Annotated in this window: 25 protein-coding genes; 4 read left to right on the forward strand and 21 right to left on the reverse strand. The window is 59.2% G+C overall.

Features of this window, described 5'->3' with window-relative positions; genetic code table 11:
* Positions 1 to 96: 96 nt before the first annotated feature.
* The 4 genes from ACNA0J_RS27945 to ACNA0J_RS27960 are packed head-to-tail and all read right to left on the reverse strand — an operon-like array spanning position 97 to position 5,095.
* On the reverse strand, positions 97 to 732 hold the full coding sequence (locus ACNA0J_RS27945; RefSeq protein ID WP_415822209.1) for a TetR/AcrR family transcriptional regulator: 636 nt from the start codon (positions 730 to 732) through the stop codon (positions 97 to 99).
* Positions 729 to 2,378: an efflux transporter outer membrane subunit gene (locus ACNA0J_RS27950; protein ID WP_415822210.1), complete on the reverse strand. Its 1,650-nt coding sequence runs from the start codon at positions 2,376 to 2,378 to the stop codon at positions 729 to 731. The genes ACNA0J_RS27945 and ACNA0J_RS27950 overlap by 4 nt, the downstream gene beginning before the upstream one ends.
* A gap of 3 nt (positions 2,379 to 2,381) precedes the next feature.
* Positions 2,382 to 3,968 (reverse strand): DHA2 family efflux MFS transporter permease subunit, encoded by a 1,587-nt coding sequence (locus ACNA0J_RS27955; protein ID WP_415822211.1) that lies wholly within the window; start codon positions 3,966 to 3,968, stop codon positions 2,382 to 2,384.
* Positions 3,965 to 5,095, reverse strand: coding sequence for an HlyD family secretion protein (locus ACNA0J_RS27960; RefSeq protein ID WP_415822212.1), 1,131 nt, complete (start codon positions 5,093 to 5,095; stop codon positions 3,965 to 3,967). The genes ACNA0J_RS27955 and ACNA0J_RS27960 overlap by 4 nt, the downstream gene beginning before the upstream one ends.
* Positions 5,096 to 5,214: 119 nt before the next feature.
* On the opposite strand from ACNA0J_RS27960, the gene ACNA0J_RS27965 reads away from it, so the two are divergent.
* On the forward strand, positions 5,215 to 6,237 hold the full coding sequence (locus tag ACNA0J_RS27965; RefSeq protein ID WP_415822213.1) for an ABC transporter substrate-binding protein: 1,023 nt from the start codon (positions 5,215 to 5,217) through the stop codon (positions 6,235 to 6,237).
* A 68-nt stretch (positions 6,238 to 6,305) separates the two neighbouring features.
* Here the strand turns inward: ACNA0J_RS27965 and ACNA0J_RS27970 are convergent, their stop codons facing one another.
* The 17 genes from ACNA0J_RS27970 to ACNA0J_RS28050 form a co-directional block, all read right to left on the reverse strand.
* Entirely contained in the window at positions 6,306 to 7,019 is a 714-nt protein-coding gene (locus ACNA0J_RS27970; protein WP_415822214.1) for an ABC transporter ATP-binding protein, read from the reverse strand.
* Positions 7,006 to 7,791 (reverse strand): ABC transporter ATP-binding protein, encoded by a 786-nt coding sequence (locus tag ACNA0J_RS27975; protein ID WP_415822215.1) that lies wholly within the window; start codon positions 7,789 to 7,791, stop codon positions 7,006 to 7,008. Before ACNA0J_RS27975 ends, ACNA0J_RS27970 begins: the two co-directional genes overlap by 14 nt.
* Positions 7,788 to 8,759 (reverse strand): branched-chain amino acid ABC transporter permease, encoded by a 972-nt coding sequence (locus tag ACNA0J_RS27980; RefSeq protein WP_415822216.1) that lies wholly within the window; start codon positions 8,757 to 8,759, stop codon positions 7,788 to 7,790. The genes ACNA0J_RS27975 and ACNA0J_RS27980 overlap by 4 nt, the downstream gene beginning before the upstream one ends.
* A gap of 1 nt (position 8,760) precedes the next feature.
* Complete coding sequence (locus ACNA0J_RS27985; RefSeq protein WP_094837524.1) at positions 8,761 to 9,630, reverse strand: branched-chain amino acid ABC transporter permease; 870 nt, start codon at positions 9,628 to 9,630, stop codon at positions 8,761 to 8,763.
* A 14-nt stretch (positions 9,631 to 9,644) separates the two neighbouring features.
* Positions 9,645 to 10,808, reverse strand: a complete 1,164-nt coding sequence (locus tag ACNA0J_RS27990) for an ABC transporter substrate-binding protein (RefSeq protein ID WP_415822217.1) — start codon at positions 10,806 to 10,808, stop codon at positions 9,645 to 9,647.
* Between the two features lie 11 nt (positions 10,809 to 10,819).
* Positions 10,820 to 11,680 (reverse strand): alpha/beta fold hydrolase, encoded by an 861-nt coding sequence (locus ACNA0J_RS27995; protein WP_415822218.1) that lies wholly within the window; start codon positions 11,678 to 11,680, stop codon positions 10,820 to 10,822.
* The gene (locus ACNA0J_RS28000) at positions 11,677 to 12,063 is read right to left on the reverse strand and encodes a hypothetical protein (RefSeq protein ID WP_415822219.1); all 387 of its coding nucleotides are present in this window, start codon (positions 12,061 to 12,063) and stop codon (positions 11,677 to 11,679) included. The genes ACNA0J_RS27995 and ACNA0J_RS28000 overlap by 4 nt, the downstream gene beginning before the upstream one ends.
* A 106-nt stretch (positions 12,064 to 12,169) precedes the next feature.
* A complete protein-coding gene (locus tag ACNA0J_RS28005) occupies positions 12,170 to 12,847 on the reverse strand; it encodes a 3-oxoacid CoA-transferase subunit B (protein WP_415822220.1) in 678 nt (225 codons plus the stop codon).
* Positions 12,837 to 13,529: a 3-oxoacid CoA-transferase subunit A gene (locus ACNA0J_RS28010; protein ID WP_415822222.1), complete on the reverse strand. Its 693-nt coding sequence runs from the start codon at positions 13,527 to 13,529 to the stop codon at positions 12,837 to 12,839. The genes ACNA0J_RS28005 and ACNA0J_RS28010 overlap by 11 nt, the downstream gene beginning before the upstream one ends.
* Positions 13,530 to 13,562: 33 nt before the next feature.
* The gene (locus tag ACNA0J_RS28015; RefSeq protein ID WP_415822223.1) at positions 13,563 to 14,735 is read right to left on the reverse strand and encodes a thiolase; all 1,173 of its coding nucleotides are present in this window, start codon (positions 14,733 to 14,735) and stop codon (positions 13,563 to 13,565) included.
* Positions 14,732 to 15,121 carry a Zn-ribbon domain-containing OB-fold protein gene (locus ACNA0J_RS28020; protein ID WP_415822236.1) on the reverse strand — a complete coding sequence of 130 codons (390 nt, stop codon included), beginning with the start codon at positions 15,119 to 15,121 and terminating at the stop codon, positions 14,732 to 14,734. Before ACNA0J_RS28020 ends, ACNA0J_RS28015 begins: the two co-directional genes overlap by 4 nt.
* A gap of 43 nt (positions 15,122 to 15,164) precedes the next feature.
* On the reverse strand, positions 15,165 to 17,261 hold the full coding sequence (locus tag ACNA0J_RS28025; protein ID WP_415822224.1) for a 3-hydroxyacyl-CoA dehydrogenase NAD-binding domain-containing protein: 2,097 nt from the start codon (positions 17,259 to 17,261) through the stop codon (positions 15,165 to 15,167).
* Positions 17,258 to 17,470, reverse strand: coding sequence for an acyl-CoA carboxylase biotin carboxyl carrier protein subunit (locus ACNA0J_RS28030; protein ID WP_415822225.1), 213 nt, complete (start codon positions 17,468 to 17,470; stop codon positions 17,258 to 17,260). Before ACNA0J_RS28030 ends, ACNA0J_RS28025 begins: the two co-directional genes overlap by 4 nt.
* Positions 17,471 to 17,480: 10 nt before the next feature.
* Entirely contained in the window at positions 17,481 to 18,845 is a 1,365-nt protein-coding gene (locus ACNA0J_RS28035) for an acetyl-CoA carboxylase biotin carboxylase subunit (RefSeq protein WP_415822226.1), read from the reverse strand.
* A 10-nt stretch (positions 18,846 to 18,855) separates the two neighbouring features.
* Positions 18,856 to 20,403 carry an acyl-CoA carboxylase subunit beta gene (locus ACNA0J_RS28040; RefSeq protein ID WP_415822227.1) on the reverse strand — a complete coding sequence of 516 codons (1,548 nt, stop codon included), beginning with the start codon at positions 20,401 to 20,403 and terminating at the stop codon, positions 18,856 to 18,858.
* Between the two features lie 29 nt (positions 20,404 to 20,432).
* The gene (locus ACNA0J_RS28045; RefSeq protein ID WP_415822229.1) at positions 20,433 to 21,410 is read right to left on the reverse strand and encodes a Bug family tripartite tricarboxylate transporter substrate binding protein; all 978 of its coding nucleotides are present in this window, start codon (positions 21,408 to 21,410) and stop codon (positions 20,433 to 20,435) included.
* Positions 21,411 to 21,509: 99 nt separating this feature from the next.
* A complete protein-coding gene (locus ACNA0J_RS28050) occupies positions 21,510 to 22,475 on the reverse strand; it encodes a tripartite tricarboxylate transporter substrate binding protein (RefSeq protein WP_415822231.1) in 966 nt (321 codons plus the stop codon).
* A 176-nt stretch (positions 22,476 to 22,651) separates the two neighbouring features.
* On the opposite strand from ACNA0J_RS28050, the gene ACNA0J_RS28055 reads away from it, so the two are divergent.
* The 3 genes from ACNA0J_RS28055 to ACNA0J_RS28065 are packed head-to-tail and all read left to right on the forward strand — an operon-like array spanning position 22,652 to position 25,780.
* On the forward strand, positions 22,652 to 24,115 hold the full coding sequence (locus ACNA0J_RS28055; RefSeq protein ID WP_415822232.1) for an aldehyde dehydrogenase: 1,464 nt from the start codon (positions 22,652 to 22,654) through the stop codon (positions 24,113 to 24,115).
* A 30-nt stretch (positions 24,116 to 24,145) separates the two neighbouring features.
* A complete protein-coding gene (locus ACNA0J_RS28060; protein WP_415822233.1) occupies positions 24,146 to 25,045 on the forward strand; it encodes an NAD(P)-dependent oxidoreductase in 900 nt (299 codons plus the stop codon).
* A 15-nt stretch (positions 25,046 to 25,060) separates the two neighbouring features.
* A complete protein-coding gene (locus ACNA0J_RS28065) occupies positions 25,061 to 25,780 on the forward strand; it encodes an IclR family transcriptional regulator (protein ID WP_415822235.1) in 720 nt (239 codons plus the stop codon).
* The last annotated feature ends 429 nt before the right edge of the window (positions 25,781 to 26,209 follow it).

Raw genomic sequence — 26,209 nt, forward strand, 5'->3', positions numbered from 1 at the left:
GTCTTGCGCCGAGCCGTTGCGATAGGGCCGGNGCGGCTTTTGCACACCGACCGAATGCGCCTAAAGAACTCTACTCATCGCAAGCAACCGCCCTACTCAACGACATCCCCCACCAAACGCCCGCAAGAACACTTCCACACTCTCCCGCACATGCTCATGCACCCCCGCCTGTAGCTCCCGCGCCGCACTAGCATCAAACAACGCCGTCATAGCAACATCCCCCCGCACAATAGACAGAAACGTCTGCGCAGCAAACTGAGGATCCGGACAGGAAAGCTCGCCCTTCTGCGACGCCTGCAACAACATCTGCGCCACACTGTCCCGCAACGGCGCCCGAAAGTCTTGATTGATAATGCGGCCCAGCTCCGGAAATCGCAACGTCGCAGCAATAATGGCGCGAAAGAAAAACACATGATCCGGCATCGTCGCCGCGCAAATCACCGTATTGCCGATCTCGAGCAACTTATCCCGGATAGGCCGGCTCTCGTCCTCGCTAGTCGACATGATGGTCGCGCGCAGCGTCGTGACCTCACGCTGAATGACCGCGACAAAGACCTGTTCCTTCGTAGGGTAGTACGCGTAGAGCGTGGCCTTTGAGACCTCGGCTTGTGCAGCGATCATGTTCATCGTCGCTCCCTCAAAGCCATGCTGCAGGAACAGATCACGCGCAGCATGGATGACCTGCTCTTGCTTGCGCCCCAACACGTTCGTGGGCATCGCGGACTGCGTCATTGCGCCAGCTCCGATTTTCCGAGACCGGCATTATCGTGCGAATCTCCCTTATTCTCGATCGGTTCAGATGGCGCAACATGCCCAGCATTCCCAATAGAACCGACCGGCGGTACCATCTCCCCCGGTTGCGCATCATCCTGCCAACCTCCCCCCAAGGCCTTGTACAAAGCCACCAGGTCTGTCGTCACCTGTAGATTGGCCTCCACCCAAGCTTGACGGGACTCATCCAATCGCGACTCTGCAGACAACACATCCAGAAAGCTGCCCAATCCACCCCGGTACGCATCACGGGCGAGTTCGAAAGCCTCCTGGCCCGCATCTACCGCGCGTTGCAGAGAATCGCGCTTGACCTGATCGCTGCGATACGCGACCAATGCGTTCTCTACATCTTGCAGCGCGGTCAGCACGGTTTGCCGGTAGTTCAACGCCATCTCGGCTTGCTGGGCTTTAGCAAGCTTCACATTTTCGACCAAGCGGCCGCCCTGAAAAATGGGTAAAGACACGCTGGGACCGATAGACCAGAACCGGCTGGCCCACCGCCCGATGTAGTCGCCATCGGTGGCACGCGTACCGAATTGCCCTGACAACGAGACATCGGGAAATAGCTGCGCGATCGAGACACCCGTTTGTGCCGTCGCGGCATGCAGCTGGGCTTCGGCCTGACGTACGTCGGGACGGCGGCGCGCCAACGTCGATGGCACTCCCACAGGCACCATTTGCGGTACGGCAGGAATGGCTGCCGGCGCACTGAGCTCGGCATCCAACGCCCCTGGCGTCAATCCTAACAGTACCGCCAACGCATTGGATGCCTGGCGTTCTTGCCGCTCGGTCGAAGGCAAACGCGACTCCAGCTGCGCGAGTTGCGTCTGCTGGTTCGCAACATCCATTTGACTTGCCAGTCCTGAACGCTGGCGGCTCTGTGTCAGATCCAACGTATCGCGTGCGACATTCAACTCATTCTGCAAAACTTGCCGCATCGCTTGTGCGCCGCGTAGTTGCGCATAGGCCTGTGCCACCTCGGCTTGCAGGCTGACCAAGGCATCGTTGCGGCTTTCTATGACTGCATCCGTTTGAGCCTGGGCAGCCTCTTCGGCACGGCGCACACGGCCGAACAGATCCAGCTCCCACGAGGCATCAAAGCCCACCTGGAACAAGCCCGTTGGCTGGGTAATTTGATCAAGCACGTTTGACGCGCCGTCATAGTCCTTGGCCTTGTCATACGCGCCGTTAGACTGCAACAAGCCTTTCAACCCCAGCAACTGCCGGTTGTAGCTGGCGTTGGCGCTGATACTGGGCAATCCTGCCGCGCCCTCCATCTGGGTTTGCGCTCGGCCTTGCGCGATCCGCAGCACAGCCATACGCAGGGTCAGGTTGCCCGCGATGGCGCGGTCGATCAGGCTGTCCAGCACTGGATCATTAAAACCTCTCCACCAACGCGGGTCCGGTTCGGACTGCATGGTCACCGAAGACGCAGCCGCTGAGGGATGCGCCGTATCGTTGAACTGCGCCGGCGCCTGAGAATCCGGTTGATGATAATCGGGCCCTACCGCGCAACCTGCCAGCGCGAGAGCCAGCAGCGCACTCGCGCCTCGCGGCGTAAGACGATGAAAATGACGGAGCATACGTGATGAATGATGAATAGCCATGGCTCAATGTCCCGGCGCAGCGCCTGCGGTCTTCACTTTGGAAAACAACAGCGTCAGCGGGATCAAACAAAAGGCAAGAATGGCGCAATAGATGAACACGTCCTTGTAGGCCAGGATGGTCGATTGCGCGATCAGCGTCTGGTACATGTGTGCAGCGGCAGCCTGCGTGCTGTCGCCAGCGACATGCGCATAATCCTGGATCGAATTCGTCAGACCGTGCAGCGTGTCTTGATAGTTCTGATTGGTGGTACTGAGGTGCTCGGATAAATACGCCTGCTGTACCTGCGAACGCTCGCGCAACAATGACGATGCCGTCGAAATACCGACCGAGCCCGCGATGTTGCGAAACATCGTAAACAACGCCGTGCCGTCGGCCTGAAAGCGCGTGGGCAGCGTGATGTAGGCCAGCGTCGTCACCGGCACAAACAACAGCCCGATCGCCATCGACTGCGCACTGCGCATCATCGCCAGGTTGTGAAAATCAATATTGGGAGTCAGTCCGTGCGAATACACCATCGCCAAGCCCAGCAATAAAAACCCCGTCGCCACGATGTAGCGTGTCTGAACATAGGGCATGATTTTGCTGACGATGGGAATGATCAGGATAATCAGCACCGCGCCAGGCGTCAGCACCAGCCCTGCCCACATTGCGGTATAGCCGAGTTGCTGTTGCGCCAATTGCGGAATCAACACCGCGCTGCCATACAGCACCGTCGCAAAGCCGAATATGCATACGCATGCCAAGGCAAAATTGCGATCTTTCAAGGCACGCAACTCCACCACCGGATGACGCGTGCGCAATAGCCAAATCACTGCACCAACGAGGCCCACCACCGTCAACACGGCCGATACCCGGATAAAGTTCGACCCTAACCAGTCCAGGTTTTCACCTCGATCCAAGGTCACCTCCAGTGCTCCCAGACCCAAGGCAATCAATCCGATACCGATATAGTCGATGCTGAGCGTGCCCTTGTCAGCGCGTTTTTCCCAAGGCGGATCTTCGACAAACTGCATGACCGCCAACGCCGTGACGATCCCCACCGGCACGTTGATCAAGAACACCCAACGCCATGAGAACGTATCGGTAATCCAGCCACCCAATGTCGGGCCGCAGATCGGCGCCACGATGATGGCGATAGCAGATACAGAGAATGCCTTGCTGCGGTCCTCCGGCGGGAAATAATCCAACAAGATCGCCTGTTGATTAGGCTGCAATCCGCCGCCGAAAAACCCTTGCAGCAAGCGAAACAGGATCAGTTGCCACAACTCGGTCGCAACGCCGCACATGAACGAGCACACGGTGAACATCACAATGCACACCATGAAATACCGCTTGCGCCCCATCCAGCGCCCTAGAAATGCAGAGATCGGCAGTACGATGCTGTTGGCCACCAGATATGAGGTCAATGCCCACGTCGACTCGTCATAGCTGGCCGACATGGTGCCCGCGATATGCGGCAGCGCCACATTGACGATGGTGGTGTCCAATACCTCCATGAACGCGGCCAGCGTCACGATCACGGCGACCGCCCAGGGATTGGCGCGCGGCGTCCAACCGAGTTGGCCCTGCACGCTGCCAGCCGCACTCATTGCACAGTCACCGTAGGAATCACTGACAGCCCCAGCGGCATAGGCTGTTTTGCATCCAGGCCCTCGTCAATAACGATTTTCACCGGCACTCGCTGCACGACTTTGACGAAGTTGCCGGTCGCGTTTTCCGCCGGGAATGCCGAAAAGCGCGAACCACTGCCCTGTTGAATGCTGTCGACATGACCGCTGAGCTTGAGACTGGGATAGGCATCGACTTCGATGTCCACCTTGTCGCCAGGCTGCATGCGATCCAGTTGAGACTCCTTGAAATTCGCGGTGATCCAGCGCTCAGGCGTAACCAGCGTGAACATCGCACTGCCCTGTTGCACCAGCGTGCCTACCTGTACATTGCGGCGCGCAATCCAGCCGTCGTTTGGTGCGCGAATTTCCGTACGAGACAAGTCCAGCTCGGCCTGTGCCAGCTCTGCCCGTGCCTGCTCCACCTGTTGTTTGCGTTGCGCCACTACGGTTTGCACTTCGGCTACTTGTTGCGATGCCTGACTGGCGATGCGCACTTGCGCCTGAGCCGATTGCAAGGTGGCTCGTGCATCGCGCAGCTGCGCCGTTGCTGCATCGATGTTCTCTTGCGTCGTTGCCCGCTCATTGACGGACCGTTGGCGGCGGTACGATTGCTCGGCGCGTTGCAAGGCGGCAGACGCTGAGGCCTCTTGCGCCTTGGCCTGATCCAGTTGCGCAGGATACTGGGTCTGCGCCAAGGTGAGTTGCACCTGTGCCTGGTCGTATTGGGCCTGCGCCAGACCCAACTGCGCCTTGGCACGATCACGTCGCGTCACATAATCACGCGGATCGATACGCAACAACAAGGCGCCACGTTTAACGTAAGCGTTATCCTGAATGTGCAGTTCCTCGACATAGCCGCTGACCTGCGCCGCCATACTGACCGTGTTGCCTTCGGTAAAAGCATCGTCGGTAGATTCTTGATTGCGAGTCAGAAACCACCACCCCACACCTAGAACGACAATGATCAAGACCACCAGAATCAAGATGGCCTGGGACCTTTTATTGGCTGGTTTCCGCCGGGTGTCTGCCGTGCTGCTCGGACCGCTGTCTGGTGAGGCGGCCTCGCCCTGCGCCGAATCGCCTTTAGGAATCGAATCGTTTTCCATGAGTTTTTGCAATGCAAAAATGAACTGAGACGTTCAGTCTAGTTTTGATCACCTTACAAAAACCCGACAAGGCACTACGTACAATGAAATTTCCTACTTCCATCAGCCCAGGAGTTCCCATGCGCCTGATGCGTTCCGCTCTGAGCTTTCTCGCCGTCCTGACCAGCGCCACGGCGCTGCTCTGGGCCTCATCCGCCTCCGCTGCCTCGACCTCCTCCGCTGCCTCTTGTGAAATCGATCGGCCCGTACGCTTTAGCGGGCTGAACTGGGAATCCAACCTCGTCCTCGCCGGTATCGAACGCTTTATCGTGGAACACGGCTATGGCTGCAAAACGTCGGTGGAAATCGGCGAGACCTTGGCCATGCTGGCCGCGTTGCAACGCGGCGATGTGGATGTGACCCCTGAGGTCTGGCCCGGCCAGATCGAGGTCGCTTGGGAAAAGGCTCAAAAGTCCGGCAAGGTACTCGCTGCAGGCCATGTCTTTGATGCGGGCGAAGGCTGGTACATTCCGCGGTACACCCAGGAGCGCCATCCCGAGCTCAAACAGGCCGCCGATCTGGCGGCATTCACCAAGGTCTTTGCCGATCCCGAGGACCCGTCCAAAGGGCGCATCTATGGTTGCCCTGCCGGGTGGGCATGCGGCACCCTGAATGCAAATCTGCTCAAGGCCCTGAAACTCGAAGACAAATACACGCTCTTCGCACCCGGCTCCGGCGCCGCGCAAAAGGCCGCCATCATCTCGGCCTATAAACGCAAACGCGACATGGTGTTTTATTACTGGACGCCCACGGCATTGGTAGGCTCGCTGGACCTGGTCAAGCTGGAACTGCCGCCGTTTGATCAAGCAGCCTACACCTGCATGACCGATCCCAAATGCGAAAAGCCGGTTGCTACCGAGTTCAAGTCCAATCGTGTGGTCACCGGTTTGAACGCCGATTTCGCACGCCAGGCTCCCCAGCTCGAAGCATTTTTCACGAAACTCAATGTGCCCGATGCGGCTATCGATGACACATTGGGATGGCTTGAAAACGAAAAGGCCGAGCCTGAGGATGCTGCGTTGTATTTTCTGCGTAAGTATCCGGACGTTTGGCAGAAGTGGGTTCCTACAGATGTTGCGGAGCGGGTGCAGGCTGGGCTGTAGGGTGGTGGTGGATTAGTGCTATTGGCGTCGATGCGGGACAAAAGATCTCTCGAGTTGCAGGTCATGGATCAGATTCCGAGATAAGCTTTTTGCACAAAGGGATCGGCGAGCAATTCCACGCCTTTACCGGTCCTCACGATCTCTCCATGCTCGAGCGCATAAGCACGATGCGACAAACGCAGCGCCAAGCGAGCATTCTGCTCGACCAGCACGATCGACATCCCTTTATCGCGATTGATCCGTTCGATCGCGGCAGCAATTTCACCGACGATCTTTGGAGCAATACCCAGGGACGGTTCGTCCAGCATCAGCAATCTGGGATTGGCCATGAGGGCTCGGCCTATCGCCACCATCTGCTGCTCTCCCCCGGACAATGAGCCCGCCAGCTGCGCGCTGCGTTCTTTCACTCTGGGAAACAGCGCATATACCTCATCCAGGCTATGTGCCACGGCCGAACGCGACCGCACTCCGTGCGCGCCCGCCAACAAATTATCACGCACGGACATGCGGCCAAACAGGCGCCGGCCTTCTGGCGATAGGGCAATTCCGGCAGAGACTCTGGTGGCAGCCCCCTGCGACGCGATGTCATGACCCTCAAAACGTATGGTGCCTTCGGCGGCGCGAACCAAACCAATGACAGCCTTCAACGCCGTGCTCTTGCCGGCACCATTTGACCCGATCAACGCGACGATCTGGCCCGCATCGACCGAGAAATCGATGTTGTGCACGGCACGCAATGCACCGTAGCGCACCGTCAGACCGGTCACCTCAAGCATGGGCATAGTCAGGTGCTCCTAAGTAGGCTTCAATCACGGCTGGATGTTCACGTATCTGCTGTGGAGTGCCTTCGGCAATTTTTTCTCCTTGCACCAGGACCACGATACGTTGGCACAGCTCCATCACCAACGCCATATGGTGTTCGACCAGCAGCAAGGTCAAACCATGCTCGTTGCGCAGACGGCGCAACAAATTGCCTAGCTCCCGGCATTCTTCGTGATTCAACCCCGCGGCTGGTTCGTCGAGCAGCAACATGCGAGGCCGAGCGGCCAATGCCACTGCAATACCCAGCTTTTTCTGCAGGCCATAGGCTAATGCGCTTGCGGGTGTCTCACGCCACGGGTCAAGATCCGTCATGGACAGGATGCGATCGATTTCCTCACTCACTTGTCCCCCGGACAACGCCGCATCACGCCGCCCGACCAGGCGCGCAGCCATCGATCCAGAGATTCGCGACAGCAGCCCTCGATAAATATTCTCCGCGACCGACACGGCAGGATAGGTGCAGGTCGCCTGGAATGTACGAGCCAGCCCCACGGCGACGACACGGCTCGGCGGACCTCCCGTGACATCATGGTCCGCGAATCGCACCGTTCCCGACGACGGAGGCATACTGCCGCTGAGCACATTGAAAGCCGTTGTCTTGCCCGCACCATTGGGGCCTATGAGGCCGAAGATCTCGCCCTCCTCAACCGAGAACGTCAAGTCGCGCAACGCGGTCAATCCGCCAAATCGGCGCGACAGATTGTTGACCTGCAATAGCGAGGGGGAACTCATGCGTGCTCCTTGCGTCTACGATTGACATGGCGCGCGATCCCGACCAACCCATCGGGTAAAAAGCGCAGAATCAAGATCAACGCGGCTCCGTAGAACACGTGCTGTGTCTGCACGGCACCACGAAACAGTTCGGGTAACGGCGTCAGCACCAAGGCGCCGATCAACGGCCCCCATACGGATTGACGTCCGCCAATTACTAGCATGATGACAAACGCGATAGACATCCCGGTGTTAAAAGACTCGGGCGAGACAAAGCCGATATAGCGGGCCTGCAACACGCCACCCAGCGCAGCCAACATGCAGCCCAAGACAAAGCAGAGCAGTTGCAAGCGATGAACGTTCAGGCCTGTGGATTCCGCCAAGGCAGCGTTATCACGCACGGACTCAATCGCATGCCCCAGAGGACGCCGAAACAGCCACCACAAACCTGCTGTCGACAACAATGCAGTCATCAATGCCAAACCATAGAACCGGCCGCGCGTATCGAATTCGAATCCCAGCAGCGACGCCGCGGGAATACCCGCTATCCCGTTCGCGCCGCCACTCCAACTCGCTCCGTCCAGCAGCGCCAACCTGACCAGTTCTCCAAAGGCGAACGTAACCAGCACAAAGTACACGCCACGCAGTCGCAGGATGACCCAGCCCAAGAGCACGGCAATCAATGCAGCAGCCACCACCCCTATCGCGGCGGCTGGGAGAAAAGACCATCCCAGATGCTGGCCCGCCAGCACCGAGGCATAGGCGCCTACGGCGACAAATGCTGCGTGGCCTAGAGACAATTGCCCCCCGAGATTAATGAGCGCCAAGCCATTGACGATCAGGATATTCAATGCCGCCAATACTGCCAGATGCAGTACGAACGGACTGCCGAACCATGGCAGCATCCCCGCCAGCACGATTCCGATCAGCGCTGCTACCCGCCAACCGGGACGCATCGTTTGTCGAGACGTCAGAGCCAATGCCGTCATATCAAACCTCTCCTCGACCGAGCAGCCCCTTGGGGCGTACCACAAGCATCAGAATCACCAAGGCGAAAATCAACATGTCGGCCGTGCTGCTTGTGAGATACAGGCTGGCATAGCTTTCCACTAACCCCAGCACCAAGCCGGCGACCGCTGCGCCAGGAATACTGCCCAGCCCACCCAGGATCACCACGATAAAGGCCTTGAGCAATGGCGTAGCGCCGACAAATGGCGAGACCGAAAACAACGGTGCCATCAAGGCCCCCGCCACGGCAGCCAAGCCCACACCAATGCCGAACCCCAACGGATAATAGATACGAGCGCGTATGCCCTGGATAGACGCGATCTCGAAATCCTCGACCACAGCGCGCAATGCGCGACCCGGACGCGAATAGCGCAGAAAGCCATACAGCAACGCCAACACCCCGAGTGCAAAGATCACGACGTAAACGCGCGCTGAGGGAATCACCACGGATCCCAGCCTGGTCACGCCCTTTACCACGGCAGGCATAGAGAGCGGATCGGGACCGAAGAACATCAGGGCCAGGTTCTGCAAGATCATGGCCAATCCGATGGTGGCGATCATGCCGTTGAGTTCATCGTGCCGGAATGGCTGCAATATCACCCACTCCAGCAGCGCGCCTATCACCACGGCGCCAGCGAACGTAACGGCCACGGCTGCCAGAAAAGGCAAATGCAGATTGCTCGTCAGGAAATACGCGCCAAAGGCGCCCAGCATGTAGAACTCGCCATGCGCAAAGTTCACCATGCGCATGACGCCGAATACCAGCGTAAAGCCCACCGCCATCAAGAGATACAGCAGGCCCACGACCAATCCGTTGATGGTGGCTTGCGCCACCAGAATGCTCCAGTCCACGCATGCCTCCCGGGTTATTGGCAGCCGTCGACGGTGCAGCGAGCGCGAATTACTTCCTTGGCCTCGTGCACTTGCGCCACATAGAATGGCGCATTCAACTGATGGTTGATGCCATACATGGCCTGCCCCGTCCAATTCAATGTGCCCAGCGCCCCGTCGAAATTACTGATTTTTTGTAATTCGTCGCGGACCTTTTCAGTATCTGACACTGTGCCAGCACGGCGCATCGCTTCAAACAACAGATTGGTTCCGTCATAGAAGGCGGGACTGAAGCCGTTCATCGCATGCTTGTATTTGGCTGCGTACAGCTCGGCATAGGCTTTGGTCGAGGGTAGTTCGGGATCGACTGGCGTATGCACGAACATCCCTTCTGCCGCCTCCGCCCCCGCCACATTGATGATTTCCTGAGTCGCGGGACCACCCGTGCGCACGATCTTTCCAGAGAATCCCAACTCACGCGCCTGCTTCACGATCAGGCCCGCCGTCGTGGGCGAATTACCGTCCAACTCGATGGCGTCGATTCCCCGCGCCATCATACGGGTCAACAACGGTACGAAATCGACGCGATCACGCTCAAAGAACTCCTTCACTGCGAGGTCTGCGCCAGCCTTCTTGTAGGCGCCTTCCAAGTCGGAAGCAATCTGCTGACCCGTTTCGTCGTTGGGAAACAGGGCACCCACTTTTTTCAAACCCTGTGTCTTCACCAGCCAATTGATCTGGGGTTGCGAGACCTCGGCTGTGGTCACATTGGGGCGGAACGTATACGGTTTGTCGGGGCTCAGGGCTTTTGCCGTAAAGCCCAGCGTCATGACAATGACCTTGTTTTTCTCGGTGGTAGGCTGTATTGCCAACACCGGCGCCGAGCCCACCGGGCCGATGATGTACTGCACCTTGTCCTCGAACACGAGACGGTTGGCCACCGTCACAGCCTCGTTGGCCTGGTACTTGTCATCGTAGGCCACGACGCTGACCTGATACTTCTTGCCGCCCACCTCGAGTCCACCTGCCTTGTTGACTTGATCAGCAGCGATCTCCGCGGCATTTTTCATGCCCTGCCCCCAGGCAGCCCCCGCTCCGGACAACGTCACCAGGGCACCGACTTTCAACGTCTCTTGAGCGCAGACTGCCGCGGGTAAAACCAGGCAAGCGGCAACTGCCGCCATGCGAGTGGATATCATGTTGTCTCCTGTTATCCGGCCGCCGAGCGGGACGCAACCGCATCCAGCACGGGCAGCAAATAGCCGCGAAACTGCTGCGGATTCTCGCTCATGGGGAAATGCCCCAGTTCGCGCATGATCGTGACTTGTGCACCGGGGATGGACGCGGCAGTACGCAAGGTGTCCTCGGGCGTGCAAGAAAAATCGTATTCACCTGTCAGCAGGTACAGGGGGCACACATCCGTACGGATGCCATTCAGCCTGCCACGTAGATCGCCATCGACGCGATAGAAATACAGATCGCCACGGAACACGCCCGGGCCGCCCTGCATGTACTGCCATAGCGTCTCATTGCGGTACTCGGCAGGCGACTGCGGCGCCACCAGGCCCGACACCAAGGCGGCACACACCTCACCGCCATGCACATCGCCGCGATGCAGCCACGATGTGTCGTACCAAGGCTGCTGAAAATCCGCCGCCTCGACGCCGATCAGCGCGCGGAAACGTTCCGCATGCAACCGGGCCAGCTCCAGCACAATCCGGCCACCGATAGAACAACCGATCAGCGCGGGACGATCCAACGCCAGCGCATCGCAAAATGCGACGATCGTCTGCACATACTGCTGCGTCGTCAATTGATATTCGGTGTCCTGCCAGCCTTGCGGCGGATAGGATTTGCCATGCCATGGCATATCAAACGCGATCACACGAAAGCGTGAGGTCACGGCCTCATCGCACATCACATGCCGATACTGACGGCTGTCGGCGCCCGCGGTGTGCAAACACACCAACGGGATACCGCTGCCAGCCTCTTCGAAATACACGCGGCAAGATCGGCCAGCGATATCAAGGTGCACATAGCGTCCCGTGATGGGCTCCAGCTCGGCGCTCATGGGTTCTCCTCGCGGCCCGTAGCCAACAGATCTTTGACATACTGCAGGTTGGCCATCAAGGGCTGCAAATTGCCCAGAAACTCCAGCTCGCCGCGCTTGCTGAGTGCAAAAATGTCGTGCCAACCTGGGGCCGGTGTTGCCCGCCAAAATTCCTGCCAGGCGTGCTCCGACGCACGCACAGCAAAATCCCATGCGCACATGGGCGGCAACTGCATTTTCACCTGCATGACCGCGCCATCGCGTATGCACACCCGCACAGGGCTGGTGCCAAACTGCACCAACATATCTGCAGTGAACAGACGGTCCCGCGTAAATGTGCTTGCAGCCTGCACAAAACGCGCAGCCAACTGCGCCCCGGCAGACTGGTTTATCTGGATATTCATGTCTCCATTCCCATGGACCGTTCTTTTTGACAGAACATTTATTCTTTCTATAAGAACATTCTAGGCAAGCCAGTTTCTCGCTGTCAACCAACTTGCCGCACAAAAATCAGTTTGCTTCGACGATCAGCTCGCGCCAATTTGGCGCCAAACTCAACGGGTAGTCCGTCACCGCCTGCAATGCCTCCAGCGTCAGGCCAGCCACCATCCCCCGCACTATCAGTTCACCAGGCGTGATATCCATGATGGCGAGATCCGTATAGATGCGATCGACCACCCCTGAGCCCGTCAGCGGGTAACTACATTGCTGGACAATCTTTGGTTCTCCGCGTTTGGTCACGTGCTCCATCGTGATATAGACCTGGCGTGCGCCGGCCACCAGATCCATGGCACCGCCCACGGCCGGAATCGTCCCCGGCTCGCCCGTATCCCAATTCGCCAGATCCCCGCGGCCTGACACCTGAAACGCGCCGAGCACAGTCAGATCCAGGTGACCACCGCGCATCATGGCGAACGACATCACATGATCGGTGATCGACGCACCCGCCAGCAACGTGACTGCCTCTTTACTGGCGTTGATCAGATCCAGATCGAGGGGCATCCCGGGATCTCCAGGCCCCATGCCTACGATACCGTTCTCGGTATGCAAAATGACATCGCGATCGCTGGGCAGGAAAGCAGCCACGAGCGTAGGAATGCCTATGCCCAGATTCACATACGCCCCATCGGAAATATCCTGTGCGACCAGGCGGGCGATTTCCCGCCGCGACAACTTTTCAATGGACATGTTGATCTCCCGCGTGCACCACTCTCTGCACAAAAATCCCAGGGGTCATCACGTGCTGCGGCTCAATTTCCCCCAAGGGCACAATCTCATCCACCTGAGCAACCGTAAGCGTCGCTGCTGTACACATCACCGGCGCAAAATTGCGCCCCGCGTAGCGATAAACGAGATTGCCCCAGCGGTCGCCTTGTTGGGCTTTTACTAAGGCGAGGTCGCCTTTTAGCGGCGTTTCGAGCACATAACCCACGCCATCGATGACCCGCGTTTCCTTGCCTCGCGCGAGAGGTGTACCGTAGGAGGTTGGCGTAAAGAAAGGGCCCATTCCCGCACCGGCGGCCCGCATCCGCTCTGCCATCGTGCCTTGCGGCACGCATTCCAGTTCTATGCGTCCGGCACGATAGGCATCAGCAAAGGCCGCGGCATTGGGATTCTTGCGATCCGATGACCGGGCGAATGAGCAAATCATCTTGCGCACGCGCCCAGCCTCGACCAACTGACTCAGACCACGGGGACCATTGCCCGCGTTATTGTTCACGATCGTCAGATCACGAGCGCCCTGTTCGAGCAAAGCGCAAATCAATGCGGTCGGCACACCGGAAGCGCCGAATCCCCCTATCAGCACCACGGCTCCATCCTGCACATCGGCTACTGCCTCATGCAACGATTCCACGATCTTGTCCAACATGGTTTTCCTTGAGATTTGTCGCAAGACCTGCGCTTAACGTGTCGACGGGCCACCCAACAACGCGGTGGATTGGCTGGACAATGTCCCCCCGTTACCGTGTACCAGGGCAATGTCGGCGTCAGGAACCTGACGATCGCCGGCTTGTGCTCTCAATTGCCTGACTGCCTCGATAATCAGGAAGATGCCGTACATGCCAGGATGAACGCACGACAATCCCCCGCCATTCGTATTCACCGGCAGCCGGCCTCCCGGCGCGATGCCACCATCCTGCACAAAGGATCCGCCCTCACCCTTGCCGCAGAAGCCGAGGTCCTCCAGGAACAACAATGTGTTGATCGTGAACGCGTCATATAGCTCCACCACGTCCACATCGGCAACGCTCAGGCCGGCCATGCCAAAGGCACGCTGGCTGGATTCAGCGGCCGCGGTCACTGTCAGATCAGCCATGCACGAGATCTGACGATTCCACACCGCCGTGGCGCTACCCAATACGTACACCGGAGGCTGCGGCAAATCGCGCGCCCGGTCGGCACGCACCATCACATAGGCACCAGCGCCGTCCGTGACCAAGCAGCAATCACGCACGCTCAGCGGGTCCGACACCATACGCGCGCCCAGCACATCATCGATCGTCAGCGCGTCGCGCATGGCCGCCTCGGGATTGAGCTGCGCCCACTGCCGCGCGGCGACCGCGACTTCGGCCAAATGCCGCCGCGTCGTTCCGTACTCATGCATGTGCCGTGCGGCGGCCAGTGCATAGGAAGTGATGGGAGAAATCGGTTCGTAGGGTTGCTCGAATGGCTGAGGGTCGAGCAAGGCGCGGGCTTTTACCCCAGCCTGACGCCCGAATGTGGCCGTTTTTTGTGTACTGCCGTAGCACACCAATACCGCATCGCATTGGCCCGCTACCAGCGCCATCACCGATGGCAGCAGGTGCGCGACAAAGCTGGAGCCGCCCAACATCGTCGCCTCGATATAACGAGGCCGCAACCCTAGATACTCGGCAACAGGCATGCTCCACATGGTGGCCGACGAACTGCACGTGGCCAGGCCATCGATGTCGCTCATCGACATCCCGGCATCCGCGACCGCTCTCGCGGCCGCCTGCGCCAGGATTTCCATTTCGGTATACCCGTGGGCCGCCCCCAGGCCCGCATGCCCTACCCCGACGATCGCCACCTGGCCGCGCAAACTCTCCAGATTCATTCTGCAGCCTCCGTCACGAAAACCAGCCGCGGTGCGGCATCCTTCTGGCGTACTCGCGCCTGAACCGCCATACCGATACGCACATCCGTAGCGGCAATCCCTTCAACCTGACTCATGAGCCGTACCCCCTCCTCCAGATCGATCAGGGCCACGTTGTAATCCCCGCCTGCCTCAGGCTTGCGCCGTACAACACTCGTGGAATACACCGTGCCTCGTCCAGAAGGACGGATCCAAGTCAGATCCTGTGCACCACAATGCATACACACCGTACGAGGGAAAAACTGGCAGGCCTGGCAAACGCCACAATGCTGTATCTCAAACCGTCCCTCGGACAGCGCGGCAAAGTAATGCGCCTGCGGCCCCACTCCCACGGCCTCACTGGCCATACCCGCTTCCTTTTTGGTATCCAAACGCGTTCTCCTATGCGTCTCAGGCATCACCGAAACTGCGACCGTCACGCACCAGCCGCTGAAGCAGCGGCGCCGGCGTCCACAACTCGCCATGCTGACGATGAAACCGTTCAATCGTGTTCAATACATTCGCCAACCCTATCTGGTCGGCATAGAACATCGGCCCGCCGCGATGTATAGGAAAGCCATACCCATGGGCATAGATCACATCGATATCCGATGCTCTGGCGGCAATACCTTCATCCAGGATGCGCGCGCCTTCATTCACCAGGGCATACACCGTACGCTCGATGATCTCTGCATCACTGATGTCCCGACGCGTGATGCCATCCTCGTGGGCACATTGCTCGATCAGCAGATCCACCTCAGGATCAGGCAGCGGGCTTCTGCTGTCCTTTTCATAGCGATAGAATCCCGCACCGGTTTTCTGGCCGAACCGTCCGCGCTCACACAAGGTGTCCGCGACCCTCGAATAACGTTGATGGGCGGGCCGTGTGGGCGCCAGCCGCTTGCGTGCCGCCCAGCTGATGTCCAGCCCCGCCATATCCGCCATGCGCAATGGCCCCATGGCGAAGCCGAAACGCTGCAGAGCCCCATCCACCTGCGAGGGTGATGCGCCCTCCTCCAGCAGAAAATGGGCTTCGCGCGTATAGGGACTCACCATTCGATTGCCGACGAATCCATCGCATACACCCACCAGTACGGGCAGTTTTTTCATGCGGCGTGCCAGGTCAAATACCGAGGCGATGACTTCGTCTGTCGTCGCTGCCCCGCGCACGACTTCAACCAGGCGCATCACGTTTGCGGGGCTGAAAAAATGCGTGCCCAAGACCAAGCCCGGCCGACCCGTTGCTTGCGCCAGCAGATTGATATCCAGACGGGAGGTATTCGATGCCAGCGCGGTTTGCGGCTTGCAGATCTGATCCAACGCGCGGAACAGTTCAAGCTTGACGGCCATGTCTTCGAAAGCGGCCTCGATCACCAACTCAGTTTCCGCTAGATCCGCCAGACTCAAACTGCAACGAATGCGTGCCAATCGCGCATCACGTTCCTGTTCGGTCAATCGGCCCTTGGCAACCGTTGCGGCATAGTTGCGCTGAATGAGCGCCCAGCCGCGGTCGAGCGCAGCTTGCTCGCGTTCAACCAGAATCACCTTGACGCCCGCGTTAGCCAGGCTCATGGCGATGCCGCCGCCCATCGTTCCGGCGCCCACGACCCCCACGATCTGAAACGAGGCGTTTGCGCGCCCTTGCGTGGGAGGTCTCTGCGCTTTGCGTTCGGCAAAGAACAGGTGACGCTGGGCCTTCGATTGTTCGCCATTGACCAACTCGACGAAACGCTGGCGCTCGTGGACCAAGCCTGCATCAATATCACTGCTGACAGCTTGTTCGATGCAATCTACGCAAGCATCAGGAGCCACGCATCCACGATAACGGCGAGCGCCCTCAGCTCGCGCCCGGGCGTACACCGCAGGATCGGCAGGCGCTTGCGCGCGGCGTGCGCCCAGCACTCGCGCTTGCAACAGGTGTGCGGCCTGCTCGAGAGCATAGGCAACCGCTCGCTCCACAAGCTGGCCGTCGAATACCGCGTCGATCAGGCCCCATTGCATCGCGGTGCCGGCACCGATGGGATCGCCAGTGACGATCATGTTCAGCGCGCGCTCGACACCGATAGCGCGCGGCAAACGCTGCGTCCCTCCGCCACCAGGCAGGATGCCCAGCTTCACCTCAGGCAACCCCAACGAGGTATCGGTATGCGCCACGCGATAATGGCAGCCTAGCGCCAACTCCAGCCCACCGCCCAACACCGTCCCATGCATTGCCGCCACGATGGGTTTACCGGCCTGCTCACACTGCCGCACGATGTCTCGCAATGTCGGCTCTCGTACCGAAGCAGGGGTATTGAATTCGCGGATCTCCGCGCCACCGCAAAACAAGGCGCCCGCGCCGGTCAACACAACAGCCAGCACACCGGGATCCGCCAGGGCTGACGTCAACGCATCATGTAGCCCCTGGCGTATCGACGCACTCAAACTATTGACCGGCGCATTGTCCAGCGTCAATAGCGCAACACGGCCATTTGCGCGATGTTCGGTATGAATCGATGCCGTACTCATGCCAGTTCCAGCAGAGCCTGACCTTCCTCGACCTCGTCACCCACCGCGATCAGAACCTGCGCAACCGTGCCGGCACGCTCCGCCTCCACCGGCAACTCCATTTTCATCGACTCGATCGTTGCTATCGTGTCACCCTCTGCAACGCGAGCGCCGACGGCGACGGTGACTGACAGCACACGGCCTGCTACCGGTGTTTCCAATTTGCTCATTGTGGTCTCCTTACGATATCTGCGCGGGTTCGCGCGTGGCAGTCAATACACGGCTGGCCATGCCAGTCGAGACTCGGCCTGCACGAAAATCTGCATCTGCCAACACTTGCATGACAAATGGAATATTGGTTTTGATACCCTCGATCCGGAATTCGGACAGCGCCCGCTCGAGCAGATTGATCGCGTCGGCCCGAGTCGCCGCATGCGCAATGACTTTGGCCACCAAGGGATCGTAGTGACTCGAGACTCGGCAGCCTGCGGCATATCCCGTTTCGACACGAACACCGGACATGGCAGGCAGCTCGAAGCTCGTCAGCATTCCAGGCGAAGGAAAAAAGCGAACAGGGTCTTCGGCATAGACCCGCGCCTGCACGGCGTGGCCCATAGGTGCCGGTACGGAATCAAGTACGGTGTCCAGACGTTCGCCGGCAGCCAATCGCAACTGCGCCGCCACGATATCCACACCGGTGATCTGTTCGGTCACCGCGTGCTCTACCTGAAGACGCGTGTTGACTTCCAAAAAGGAAAAGCCTGTCTCCGGGGTGTACAGCATTTCGACAGTGCCAATCACGTCGTAGCCCAGACCGCCAAGAATGTTCTGCAGTTGAGTAGACATCGCAGCGAGCGCAGCGCGATCGATGCCGGGCGCCGGCGCTTCTTCGATGACTTTTTGATGGCGCCGCTGTGTTGAGCAATCACGTTCATACAAGCAACGAACATTGCCATACCGGTCTGCCAGGAACTGAAACTCCACGTGGCGTGGCTCTCCCAACAGCTTTTCGAGATACAGATCCGCACGGCCAAAACTGCGGTGCGCCATATCGCGGGCGCGCGCCCATTGCGTTTCGATATCATGCGGTCCGCTCGCAGGCAGCATGCCGATACCACCACCGCCTGCCGCGGGTTTGATCAACACCGGATAGCCCAACGCTGACGCAACGCGCTGCAATTCCTGAGCATCGCCCTCCAACACCGCACTGCTCGCCACCATCGGCATGCCGAGCGCGCGCATCGTTTCCCGCGCCTGCGTCTTGTGCCCAAGCAGACGGATCCAGCGTGGCGAGGGCCCGATAAATATCAGCCCTGCGTCCTCTACCGCCTGCGCAAAATCCGCGTTTTCTGACAGAAAACCATAGCCAGGATGCACTGCATCCACAGCCTGTTCGCGTGCGACGCGCATCAAGGTTTCGACATTCAGATAACTGTCGATCGCTGCTGCCGGACCGATCAGGCATTGATGGTCGGCCTCTTGTATATAAGGCATCGCTGCATCCGCCTCCGAATACACGGCGACAGACTCCATACCCAGCACGCGCAATGCGCGGATGACGCGCCTGGCCACGGCGCCACGATTCGCAACTAGTACCCGTTTCATCTGCCGCTCCTTATGGCCGATAGCCCACGGCGCGCTCGCCCGGTTGGCGCAACGGGATTACCACGTCAATGAATTCCCGCAATACGTCACGGGTCTGCGCGGGATCGATAATGTCTTCGACGACAAATGCCTCGGCACTACGCATAGGCGACGTCAGGCTGCGGACACGCTCCTCGATCTCGCGAGTTTTCGCTTCGGCATCGGTGGCCGCTTCGATTTCGGCCTTGTACGCAACCTCCAGCCCCCCTTCGATAGGCAGGGATCCCCATTGTGCCGAGGGCCACGCATAACGAAAATTGAATCGGCCCGCGCTTTGATGTCCGCCCGCGGCCACGCCGAAAGCCTTGCGCACCAGAATGGAACACCAGGGTACCGTGGACTGCGCGACCGCCGTCAATGCGCGCACGCCGTAGCGCATCGCACCTGATTTTTCAGCCGCCAGCCCGATTTGAAAACCCGGGATATCGACAAAGTTGACCACCGGCAAATGAAACGTCTCGGCCAGATCCAGCAGTCGCGTGAACTTCTCGGCTGCGGGGCCATCCCAACCGCCGCCATACACATAAGGGTCGCTGGCAAACACGGCAACGGGCCAGCCATCAATGCGCGCCAAGCCAGTGATGATGGCACGCCCCCATCGCCGCCCGATCTCCATGAACGAACCCGGGTCCATCAATGCATCCACGATGGGCCGCATCTTGTACACGCTGCGTCCGTCACGCGGTATGGCTTCGCGTAACCAAGCCAAATCAGGCATATCGCCCTCAGGCAACGGCCCACGCGCAGGCAATTCGTGTACCGAACGAGGCAGGTATGAAAGAAAGCGGCGCGCCATGGCAAATGCCTGCTCTTCGGACTCCGCCTCGTCGTCGACTACGCCATTACGAGTATGGATGTCACTGCCGCCCAACTCGTTCTTGCTCAACACCTGGCCGATGCGAGCGACAACAGGCGGACCCGCAATGAACAGCTGCGACGTATCACGCACCATGACCGAATAATGACTCGCCGCTACCCGTGCCGCCCCGAGTCCGGCGACGGAACCCAATGCCAGCGACACCACCGGCACGCAAGCCAGATTCTGCGTCATCAGCGGCCACATGCGCAGTTTAGGCAACAGGGTATGTCCTTTGAGCTCGATGTTTCGCACCGAACCGCCGCCGCCCGTACCATCGACCAGCCGCACCAATGGCAAGCGTAGATCGTGCGCCATCTGTTCAGATTCAACCAGCTTGTCGCCCACTGCACCATCGTTGGCGCCGCCACGCACAGTGAAATCATCAGCGGCCAGCACGATGGGACGGCCTTGCACACGGGCCCGGCCGATCAGCAGATTCGATGGCGTCAGGTCAAGCAATCGTCCTTGCTCATCGTATTGCGCGCTGCCGGCCAATCCGCCGACCTCATGAAAAGACCCCGCATCCACCAAACGCTCAATACGTTCCCGCACAGGCAATTTCCCGCCGTCTCGATGACGCTGAACCTTTTCTGCTCCGCCCATCTGAGCGGCCAGTTTCTTGCGTTGTGCCAGTTCGTCCAGTTCTTTGTGCCACGCCACGCTCTGCTCCTTGTCTTGGGTCGGTACGATCAATCGATCTTGATATTGGCACGATGAATGAGCGCTTGATTCTGTTTAAGCTCATCCCCGATTTTGGTGCGGAACGCCTCGGGGGATTGTGTCAACGGGCGGCCCTGCAACGCCAGGCGCTGGCGGACTGCGGGATCGGACACCACATCGGCAATTGCTTCATTCAACTGCTTCACAATCTCGGGCGGCGTGCCGGCGGGGGCGAATATGCCGACCCAGAACGAAATATCGAAATCGGGATAGCCGAGTTCTGCGACGGCGGGGACATCTGGCAAATCGTGCCAACGATTCGCCGTCGATACCGCCAATGCCTTCAGCTTGCCCGCCTTGATCAACGGCACGCCCGACAAGGTGTCAAAACCAAAGTCAACCTCGTTGGCCAGCAAGCCTGCCTCCATGGGCGCCGCCCCCCGGTAGGGCACGTGCAGCATTTGCACGTCGGCCATCGTAGCCAGTTGTGCGCCGGCCAGATGCATCAGATTGCCATTGCCGGCAGAGCCATAGCTCACCGATGCCGGTTTCGCACGCGCCTGAGTGATCAGGTCTTGCACACTGCCCACATCACGCATACGGCTGTTGTTTGGATTGATCGTCAATACAAACGGCACCTCCACCACCGTCGTGACCGGCGCGAAATCCTTTAGCGGGTGATAGCCGAGGTCTTTGTAGAGCAGCGGGTTGACTGTAATGGAGCTGGAGTTGCTGACCAGGATGGTGTAGCCATCCGGAGCCGCCTGAGCCACCGCCCGGGCAGCAATCATGCCATTGGCGCCCGTCTTGTTTTCGACGACAACAGACTGCCCCGTGCGCGCCGACAGCGCGTCCCCCACAATACGCGCAACGGTATCGATCGTACTGCCAGGGCTGAATCCCACCACGAATTTCACCGGCTCGCTAGGATAGGCCGCATGTGCCGCAATGGTGATCAAACTCATTGCCGCGCCAGCCGCAGCCAGCCAATTGCAAAGACGCTTCATCAATGTCTCCTCATTATGGATATATGTCGCGTCGGACGGTAGCGATAGACCGACGCTGTCGTTAGCTCGATTGCGACGCGCTCAGGGCGTCCTGCATTGCTAAGGTTTGGCTGCGCCTGCAACCTGCACTGCCTTGCCCCATTTTTGTTGCTCGGCGGTAATGAAATCGGCAAAGGCCTGCGGCGTACTGTTCACCACTTCGCCACCCAGGGCCTCGATCCGTTCGCGCATTTTCGGCGTGGCGACAATGCGCGAAATATCTTGATAGATGCGTTGTGCGCGCTCCGGCGGTAACGATGCGGGCGCCAGAACACCAAACCAGGTTGCCGCCTCAAAACCCGGCATGCCTGCCTCATCGAAGGTCGGCACATTGGCCAATGCTGGGACACGCGTGGCGTTTGCGACAGCCAGCGCGCGCAGCTTTCCTGATTCGATCAACGGCAATGCCGAGGTGATGGTCGCCAACATCATCTGTACCTGACCACCGGCGAGATCGGTAAACGCGGGTGCATCGCCGCGGTATGGGACATGGGTGATCTTCGACTGGGTCGCCAGCTTGAATAGCTCACCGCTCAAATGCTGGGCGGTCCCGTTACCCGGCGATGCAAAATTGACCTCATCGCCATGTGTCTTCAGGTAGGTCAGAAACTCAGGCAGCGTGGCCGCAGGTACGCCGGGATTGACCACCAGCACGAGGGGTACTTTCGTGACCAACGTGATGGGCGCGAAGTCCTTGACGGGGTCATAGGCCAGGTCCGGATATAGATATCCGCTGATGGTGTGCGCCGAGGTCGTCATGAACAAGGTATAGCCGTCACCCGGTGCGCGTGCGACGGCCGCGGCGGCAATTGTCGTTCCTGCGCCGCTCTTGTTTTCAACAACGACGGGCTGCTTCCAGAGTTGCGTCAGTTGTTCGGCAACAGCACGTGCGACCACGTCTGTTGCGCCCCCTGCGGGATAGGGAACGGTCATGCTGACAGGCTTGGCCGGATACGAATCCGCATGAGCAGCAGCACCGACTAATGCAGCAGCACAGAGACCTGCGCGCATCCATTGTTTGAGCATTTTTACGAATCTCCTCTTGTCATTTGCGAGCGGTTTGCTTTATTCTTTGCGTTCTGTTTAGCAGAACGTATATTCTATTTTATAGTTTTAGCCTCTTTAGGTGTCAACAAGAAAATGCTGTCATCCAGGTTTTCCCCAACCTGCAGGCAGCCATGCCAAAACAAGGAACTACGTGCATGCCAGCCGCATCTGCATCCCCTAATACCGTCAAGCCACTGCTGATTTCTGGCGAATGGATCACCACTGCCACCAGCACTTTTGAATCGATCAATCCCGCAAACGGAACAGCCAACTTTCTGATCAGTGCGGCCTCGGAGTCACTGGTTGACCAAGCCGTCGAGTCCGCATGGCAAGCGGTGCGTCAGCCTGCCTGGCGCGATATGCTGCCGCACAAACGTGCGTCCATACTGCGTGCGATTGCCGACGGCATGGAGCGTCATGCCGACACATTGGCGCGACTGCAGATGATCGAGAACGGCAAAGTGTGGGCTGAATGCCAAGCACAAGTCGCCAGCGCTGCAGCCACGTTCCGTTATTACGCCAGCGTCTGCGAGACCCTGAATGCAGAGGTCACGCCATCTCGCGGCAATTATTTATCGATGACGCAATACGAACCCTACGGCGTAGTGGTAGCGATCACACCATGGAATTCACCCATGACCATGGAAGCGCAAAAGGTCGCACCAGCGCTCGCAGCGGGTAATGCCGTCATCTTGAAACCCTCCGAGGTCACCTCGTCACCGGCTCTCGAATTAGGACGTATTGCCCTGGAGGCCGGCTTGCCGCCGGGCATTCTGAATGTAGTCACCGGTCTCGGAGCGACCGTTGGGAAACGACTGGTCGAGCATCCCGGCGTACGCATGGTGTCCTTTACCGGCGGCACCGCCAGCGGTCGCGCCATTGCGCTCGCAGCGGCCGAAAAACTCATGCCCGTGGCGCTGGAACTAGGCGGAAAATCGCCTCATATTGTGTTCGCGGACGCCGACTTGCCTAAAGCAGTCGAGGGCGTGATCGGCGGCATCTTTGAAGGCAGCGGCCAATCTTGTGTGGCAGGTTCGCGACTCTATGTGCAACGAGATATCGCTCAGCAATTCATCGACATGCTGGTGAAGCGAGCCTCGCAACTAAAGGTGGATCTGCCCGATGCGGCAGGTGCGCAAATGGGCCCGATTGCCTCGTTCGCCCACCGCGACAAGATCGAACGCATGGTTGGCACCGCATTGGCAGACGGCGGCGAGGTCCTGCTGGGCGGTCAACGGCCCACCATCGACGCACTGCAATCCGGCGCATTTTATCTGCCCACAATTCTGGGCAGCCTCACCCGCAATGCACATGTCGTGCGCGAAGAAATTTTTGGCCCGGTCCTATGCGCGCTGCCCTTCGATGACGAAGACGATCTGATCGATCAGGCGAACGATAGCGCCTACGGCTTGGCCTCGGGTATCTGGACCGCCGACTATCAACGCGCGTGGCGCGTGGCCCGCCGTCTGGAGGCCGGCAGCGTATGGATCAACACCTACAAACAGTTGTCGATTGCGACTCCTTTCGGAGGCTTTAAACAAAGCGGTATCGGGCGTGAGAAAGGCTTGTCGGGGCTGCGTCTGTACCAGCAATCCAAGGGCATTTATTGGGGCATGTAAGCCTTTTTCCATCTTAAGGAGACTATTCACATGACGAATTTCCAGCATGCCGGATTCATCGGCATGGGCGTAATGGGCGAGCCCATCTGTCGCAACCTGGCGCAAAAAGGCGGACTGCCGGTGCGAGGCTTCGACAGCAACCCTGAACCGTTACAGCGCCTGGCGGCGCACGGCGTGACCACGGCAGCTTCGGTGGCCGAAGTCGCTCAAAATAGCGACATCGTATTTTTGTCACTGCCTTCGGGTGAAATCGTCGCGGACGTCGCCCGCGGCCCCGAAGGCCTGTTAACCCATGCCCGCGCGGGACAAATCATCGTCGATACCAGCACCTCGCCCATCGACGTGACGCGAGCACTGGCTGACGAGTTTTCCTCACGCGGCGCGATCTTTATTGATGCTCCGGTGGCTCGCACCCGTGCAGCGGCGGAATCAGGCACATTGTCGGTCATGGTGGGCGGCGATACCGCTGTCTTTGAACAAGTACGCCCGATCATCGCAACCTTTGCCTCCGAGATCACCCATTGCGGCCCGGTCGGCAGCGGTCAGGTCGTAAAGATCCTGAACAATATGGTGTTATTCGAAACGGTGACGGCGCTATCCGAAGCGCGGGCAATTGCACGCCGTGCCGGCGTAGACCCGCAGGTCTTGCTAGAGACATTTACGCGTGGCTCAGCGGACAGCTTCGCGTTGCGCAACCATGGCTTAAAGGCTATGCTGCCCGGAAACTTTCCCGAGAAAGCCTTCTCGGTCGAGTACGCCCGCAAAGACCTGCGCTACGCTCTGGCCCTGGCGGCACAGACTGGCGTGAATGCATCAGGTGCCCGCAATGTCGATGATTGGTTCGCTGCCGCCATCGAACAAGGCCAGGGCACCTGCTATTTCCCGGTCATCAGTCGATACATCGATGCGGACTCGGCCGGCCCCGATTAACTTCTTGCCCGACCAATGAACCGCAGCTCTCAACCTGAACCTTCCTCCGACGGCGTCGCCGCCGTCGAACGTGCCCTATCGATCGTCGACGCCATTGCGCAACGGACCGAGGCAATCAGCCTGGCTGACCTCTCGCGGGCCACAGGGTTCTACAAGAGCACATTGCTGCGACTGATCGCCTCACTGGAAAAATCCGCATTGGTCGTACGCCGTGCGGACGGCCGCTACGCGCTGGGCACCTATGCCCATCGCTTGGGCCGTGCCTATGAGGCGACCTATCGCCTCGCCGAGGCCGTCCAGCCGCTATTGCGGCAGTTGGTCGACCAAGGCACCGAAAGCGCGTCCTTCCACGCTTACCATGACACGCAGTCGCGCGTGTGCCTGTTACGCGTCGACTCGCATCACTCCACGCTCGACCGTATCCGTGTGGGCGATCTGCTGCCGTTGGACAAAGGGGCCGCTGGCCGATTGCTGACGACGTATCTGGTCAAGCACCAGCCCCTGCCCCCGTCCGAGCTGACGCTCATCTCCATGGGTGAACGAGACCCGAATTGCGCGGCCGTCGCCTGCCCGGTGTTTGGTCCAGATGGAGAAATGTGCGGGGCAATCTCTTTATCCGGGCCGAAAGAACGCTTTACGCCAGCAGCCATCAAAAAAATGTCGCGCCTTGCCAGTCAGGCTGCTGCGGCTGCGACACAGGCACTCGGTGGGCGGTGGCCGGTTGGTAAAGGTTGAGTTGAGGTTGAGTACTGATGGACGTCGATCGGGACAAAAGGTCTCTCGAGCTGCATTGACGTGAAGCCAAGGAATGACACACGCATGTAATAGATGCACCATCAAAGAAGTGCACTACGCATCATCGTCACAGGCCTCACTCGCGGCCAAGCAGATCTTCCAACCAAGCACCACGCCACCCCGCCGCATGCCCGGACCGATCGTTTGAGGGGGACGCGCTGGGCGTCCGCCGAAAGCAGCACCGCAAGATCTTTCTCTCTACCAATGCGGCTGCAAAAAAACGCCAAGCACAAGAGTCGTGCCAGCGGTGCAGAGAATTCTAATTGCTGCCAGTCGAGCCGAGGCAATCGGCCTGGCCGGGCGCCTCAAAGTCGAGTGGAGCGGATGCTGAAGGTAGGCCCGCAGGGGCCGGACGAAGCGAGCGAACAC

It is taken from the genome of Bordetella tumbae, from assembly GCF_965139195.1.
GTDB lineage: Bacteria > Pseudomonadota > Gammaproteobacteria > Burkholderiales > Burkholderiaceae_B > Bordetella_A > Bordetella_A tumbae.

Bases quoted from the DNA above. Each gene is read 5' to 3' on its own strand.
- ACNA0J_RS28000 (WP_415822219.1), bottom strand. From the start codon at position 12,063: ATGAATATCCAGATAAACCAGTCTGCCGGGGCGCAGTTGGCTGCGCGT.
- ACNA0J_RS28030 (WP_415822225.1), bottom strand. From the start codon at position 17,470: ATGAGCAAATTGGAAACACCGGTAGCAGGCCGTGTGCTGTCAGTCACC.
- ACNA0J_RS27945 (WP_415822209.1), bottom strand. From the start codon at position 732: ATGACGCAGTCCGCGATGCCCACGAACGTGTTGGGGCGCAAGCAAGAG.
- ACNA0J_RS27990 (WP_415822217.1), bottom strand. From the start codon at position 10,808: ATGATATCCACTCGCATGGCGGCAGTTGCCGCTTGCCTGGTTTTACCC.
- ACNA0J_RS28025 (WP_415822224.1), bottom strand. From the start codon at position 17,261: ATGAGTACGGCATCGATTCATACCGAACATCGCGCAAATGGCCGTGTT.
- ACNA0J_RS27965 (WP_415822213.1), top strand. From the start codon at position 5,215: ATGCGCCTGATGCGTTCCGCTCTGAGCTTTCTCGCCGTCCTGACCAGC.
- ACNA0J_RS27955 (WP_415822211.1), bottom strand. From the start codon at position 3,968: ATGAGTGCGGCTGGCAGCGTGCAGGGCCAACTCGGTTGGACGCCGCGC.
- ACNA0J_RS28060 (WP_415822233.1), top strand. From the start codon at position 24,146: ATGACGAATTTCCAGCATGCCGGATTCATCGGCATGGGCGTAATGGGC.
- ACNA0J_RS28010 (WP_415822222.1), bottom strand. From the start codon at position 13,529: ATGTTGGACAAGATCGTGGAATCGTTGCATGAGGCAGTAGCCGATGTG.
- ACNA0J_RS27950 (WP_415822210.1), bottom strand. From the start codon at position 2,378: ATGGCTATTCATCATTCATCACGTATGCTCCGTCATTTTCATCGTCTT.
- ACNA0J_RS28050 (WP_415822231.1), bottom strand. From the start codon at position 22,475: ATGCTCAAACAATGGATGCGCGCAGGTCTCTGTGCTGCTGCATTAGTC.
- ACNA0J_RS27960 (WP_415822212.1), bottom strand. From the start codon at position 5,095: ATGGAAAACGATTCGATTCCTAAAGGCGATTCGGCGCAGGGCGAGGCC.
- ACNA0J_RS27980 (WP_415822216.1), bottom strand. From the start codon at position 8,759: ATGACGGCATTGGCTCTGACGTCTCGACAAACGATGCGTCCCGGTTGG.
- ACNA0J_RS28065 (WP_415822235.1), top strand. From the start codon at position 25,061: ATGAACCGCAGCTCTCAACCTGAACCTTCCTCCGACGGCGTCGCCGCC.
- ACNA0J_RS28045 (WP_415822229.1), bottom strand. From the start codon at position 21,410: ATGAAGCGTCTTTGCAATTGGCTGGCTGCGGCTGGCGCGGCAATGAGT.
- ACNA0J_RS28005 (WP_415822220.1), bottom strand. From the start codon at position 12,847: ATGTCCATTGAAAAGTTGTCGCGGCGGGAAATCGCCCGCCTGGTCGCA.
- ACNA0J_RS28020 (WP_415822236.1), bottom strand. From the start codon at position 15,121: ATGGCCAGTGAGGCCGTGGGAGTGGGGCCGCAGGCGCATTACTTTGCC.
- ACNA0J_RS27975 (WP_415822215.1), bottom strand. From the start codon at position 7,791: ATGAGTTCCCCCTCGCTATTGCAGGTCAACAATCTGTCGCGCCGATTT.
- ACNA0J_RS28035 (WP_415822226.1), bottom strand. From the start codon at position 18,845: ATGAAACGGGTACTAGTTGCGAATCGTGGCGCCGTGGCCAGGCGCGTC.
- ACNA0J_RS28055 (WP_415822232.1), top strand. From the start codon at position 22,652: ATGCCAGCCGCATCTGCATCCCCTAATACCGTCAAGCCACTGCTGATT.
- ACNA0J_RS27970 (WP_415822214.1), bottom strand. From the start codon at position 7,019: ATGCCCATGCTTGAGGTGACCGGTCTGACGGTGCGCTACGGTGCATTG.
- ACNA0J_RS27995 (WP_415822218.1), bottom strand. From the start codon at position 11,680: ATGAGCGCCGAGCTGGAGCCCATCACGGGACGCTATGTGCACCTTGAT.
- ACNA0J_RS28015 (WP_415822223.1), bottom strand. From the start codon at position 14,735: ATGAATCTGGAGAGTTTGCGCGGCCAGGTGGCGATCGTCGGGGTAGGG.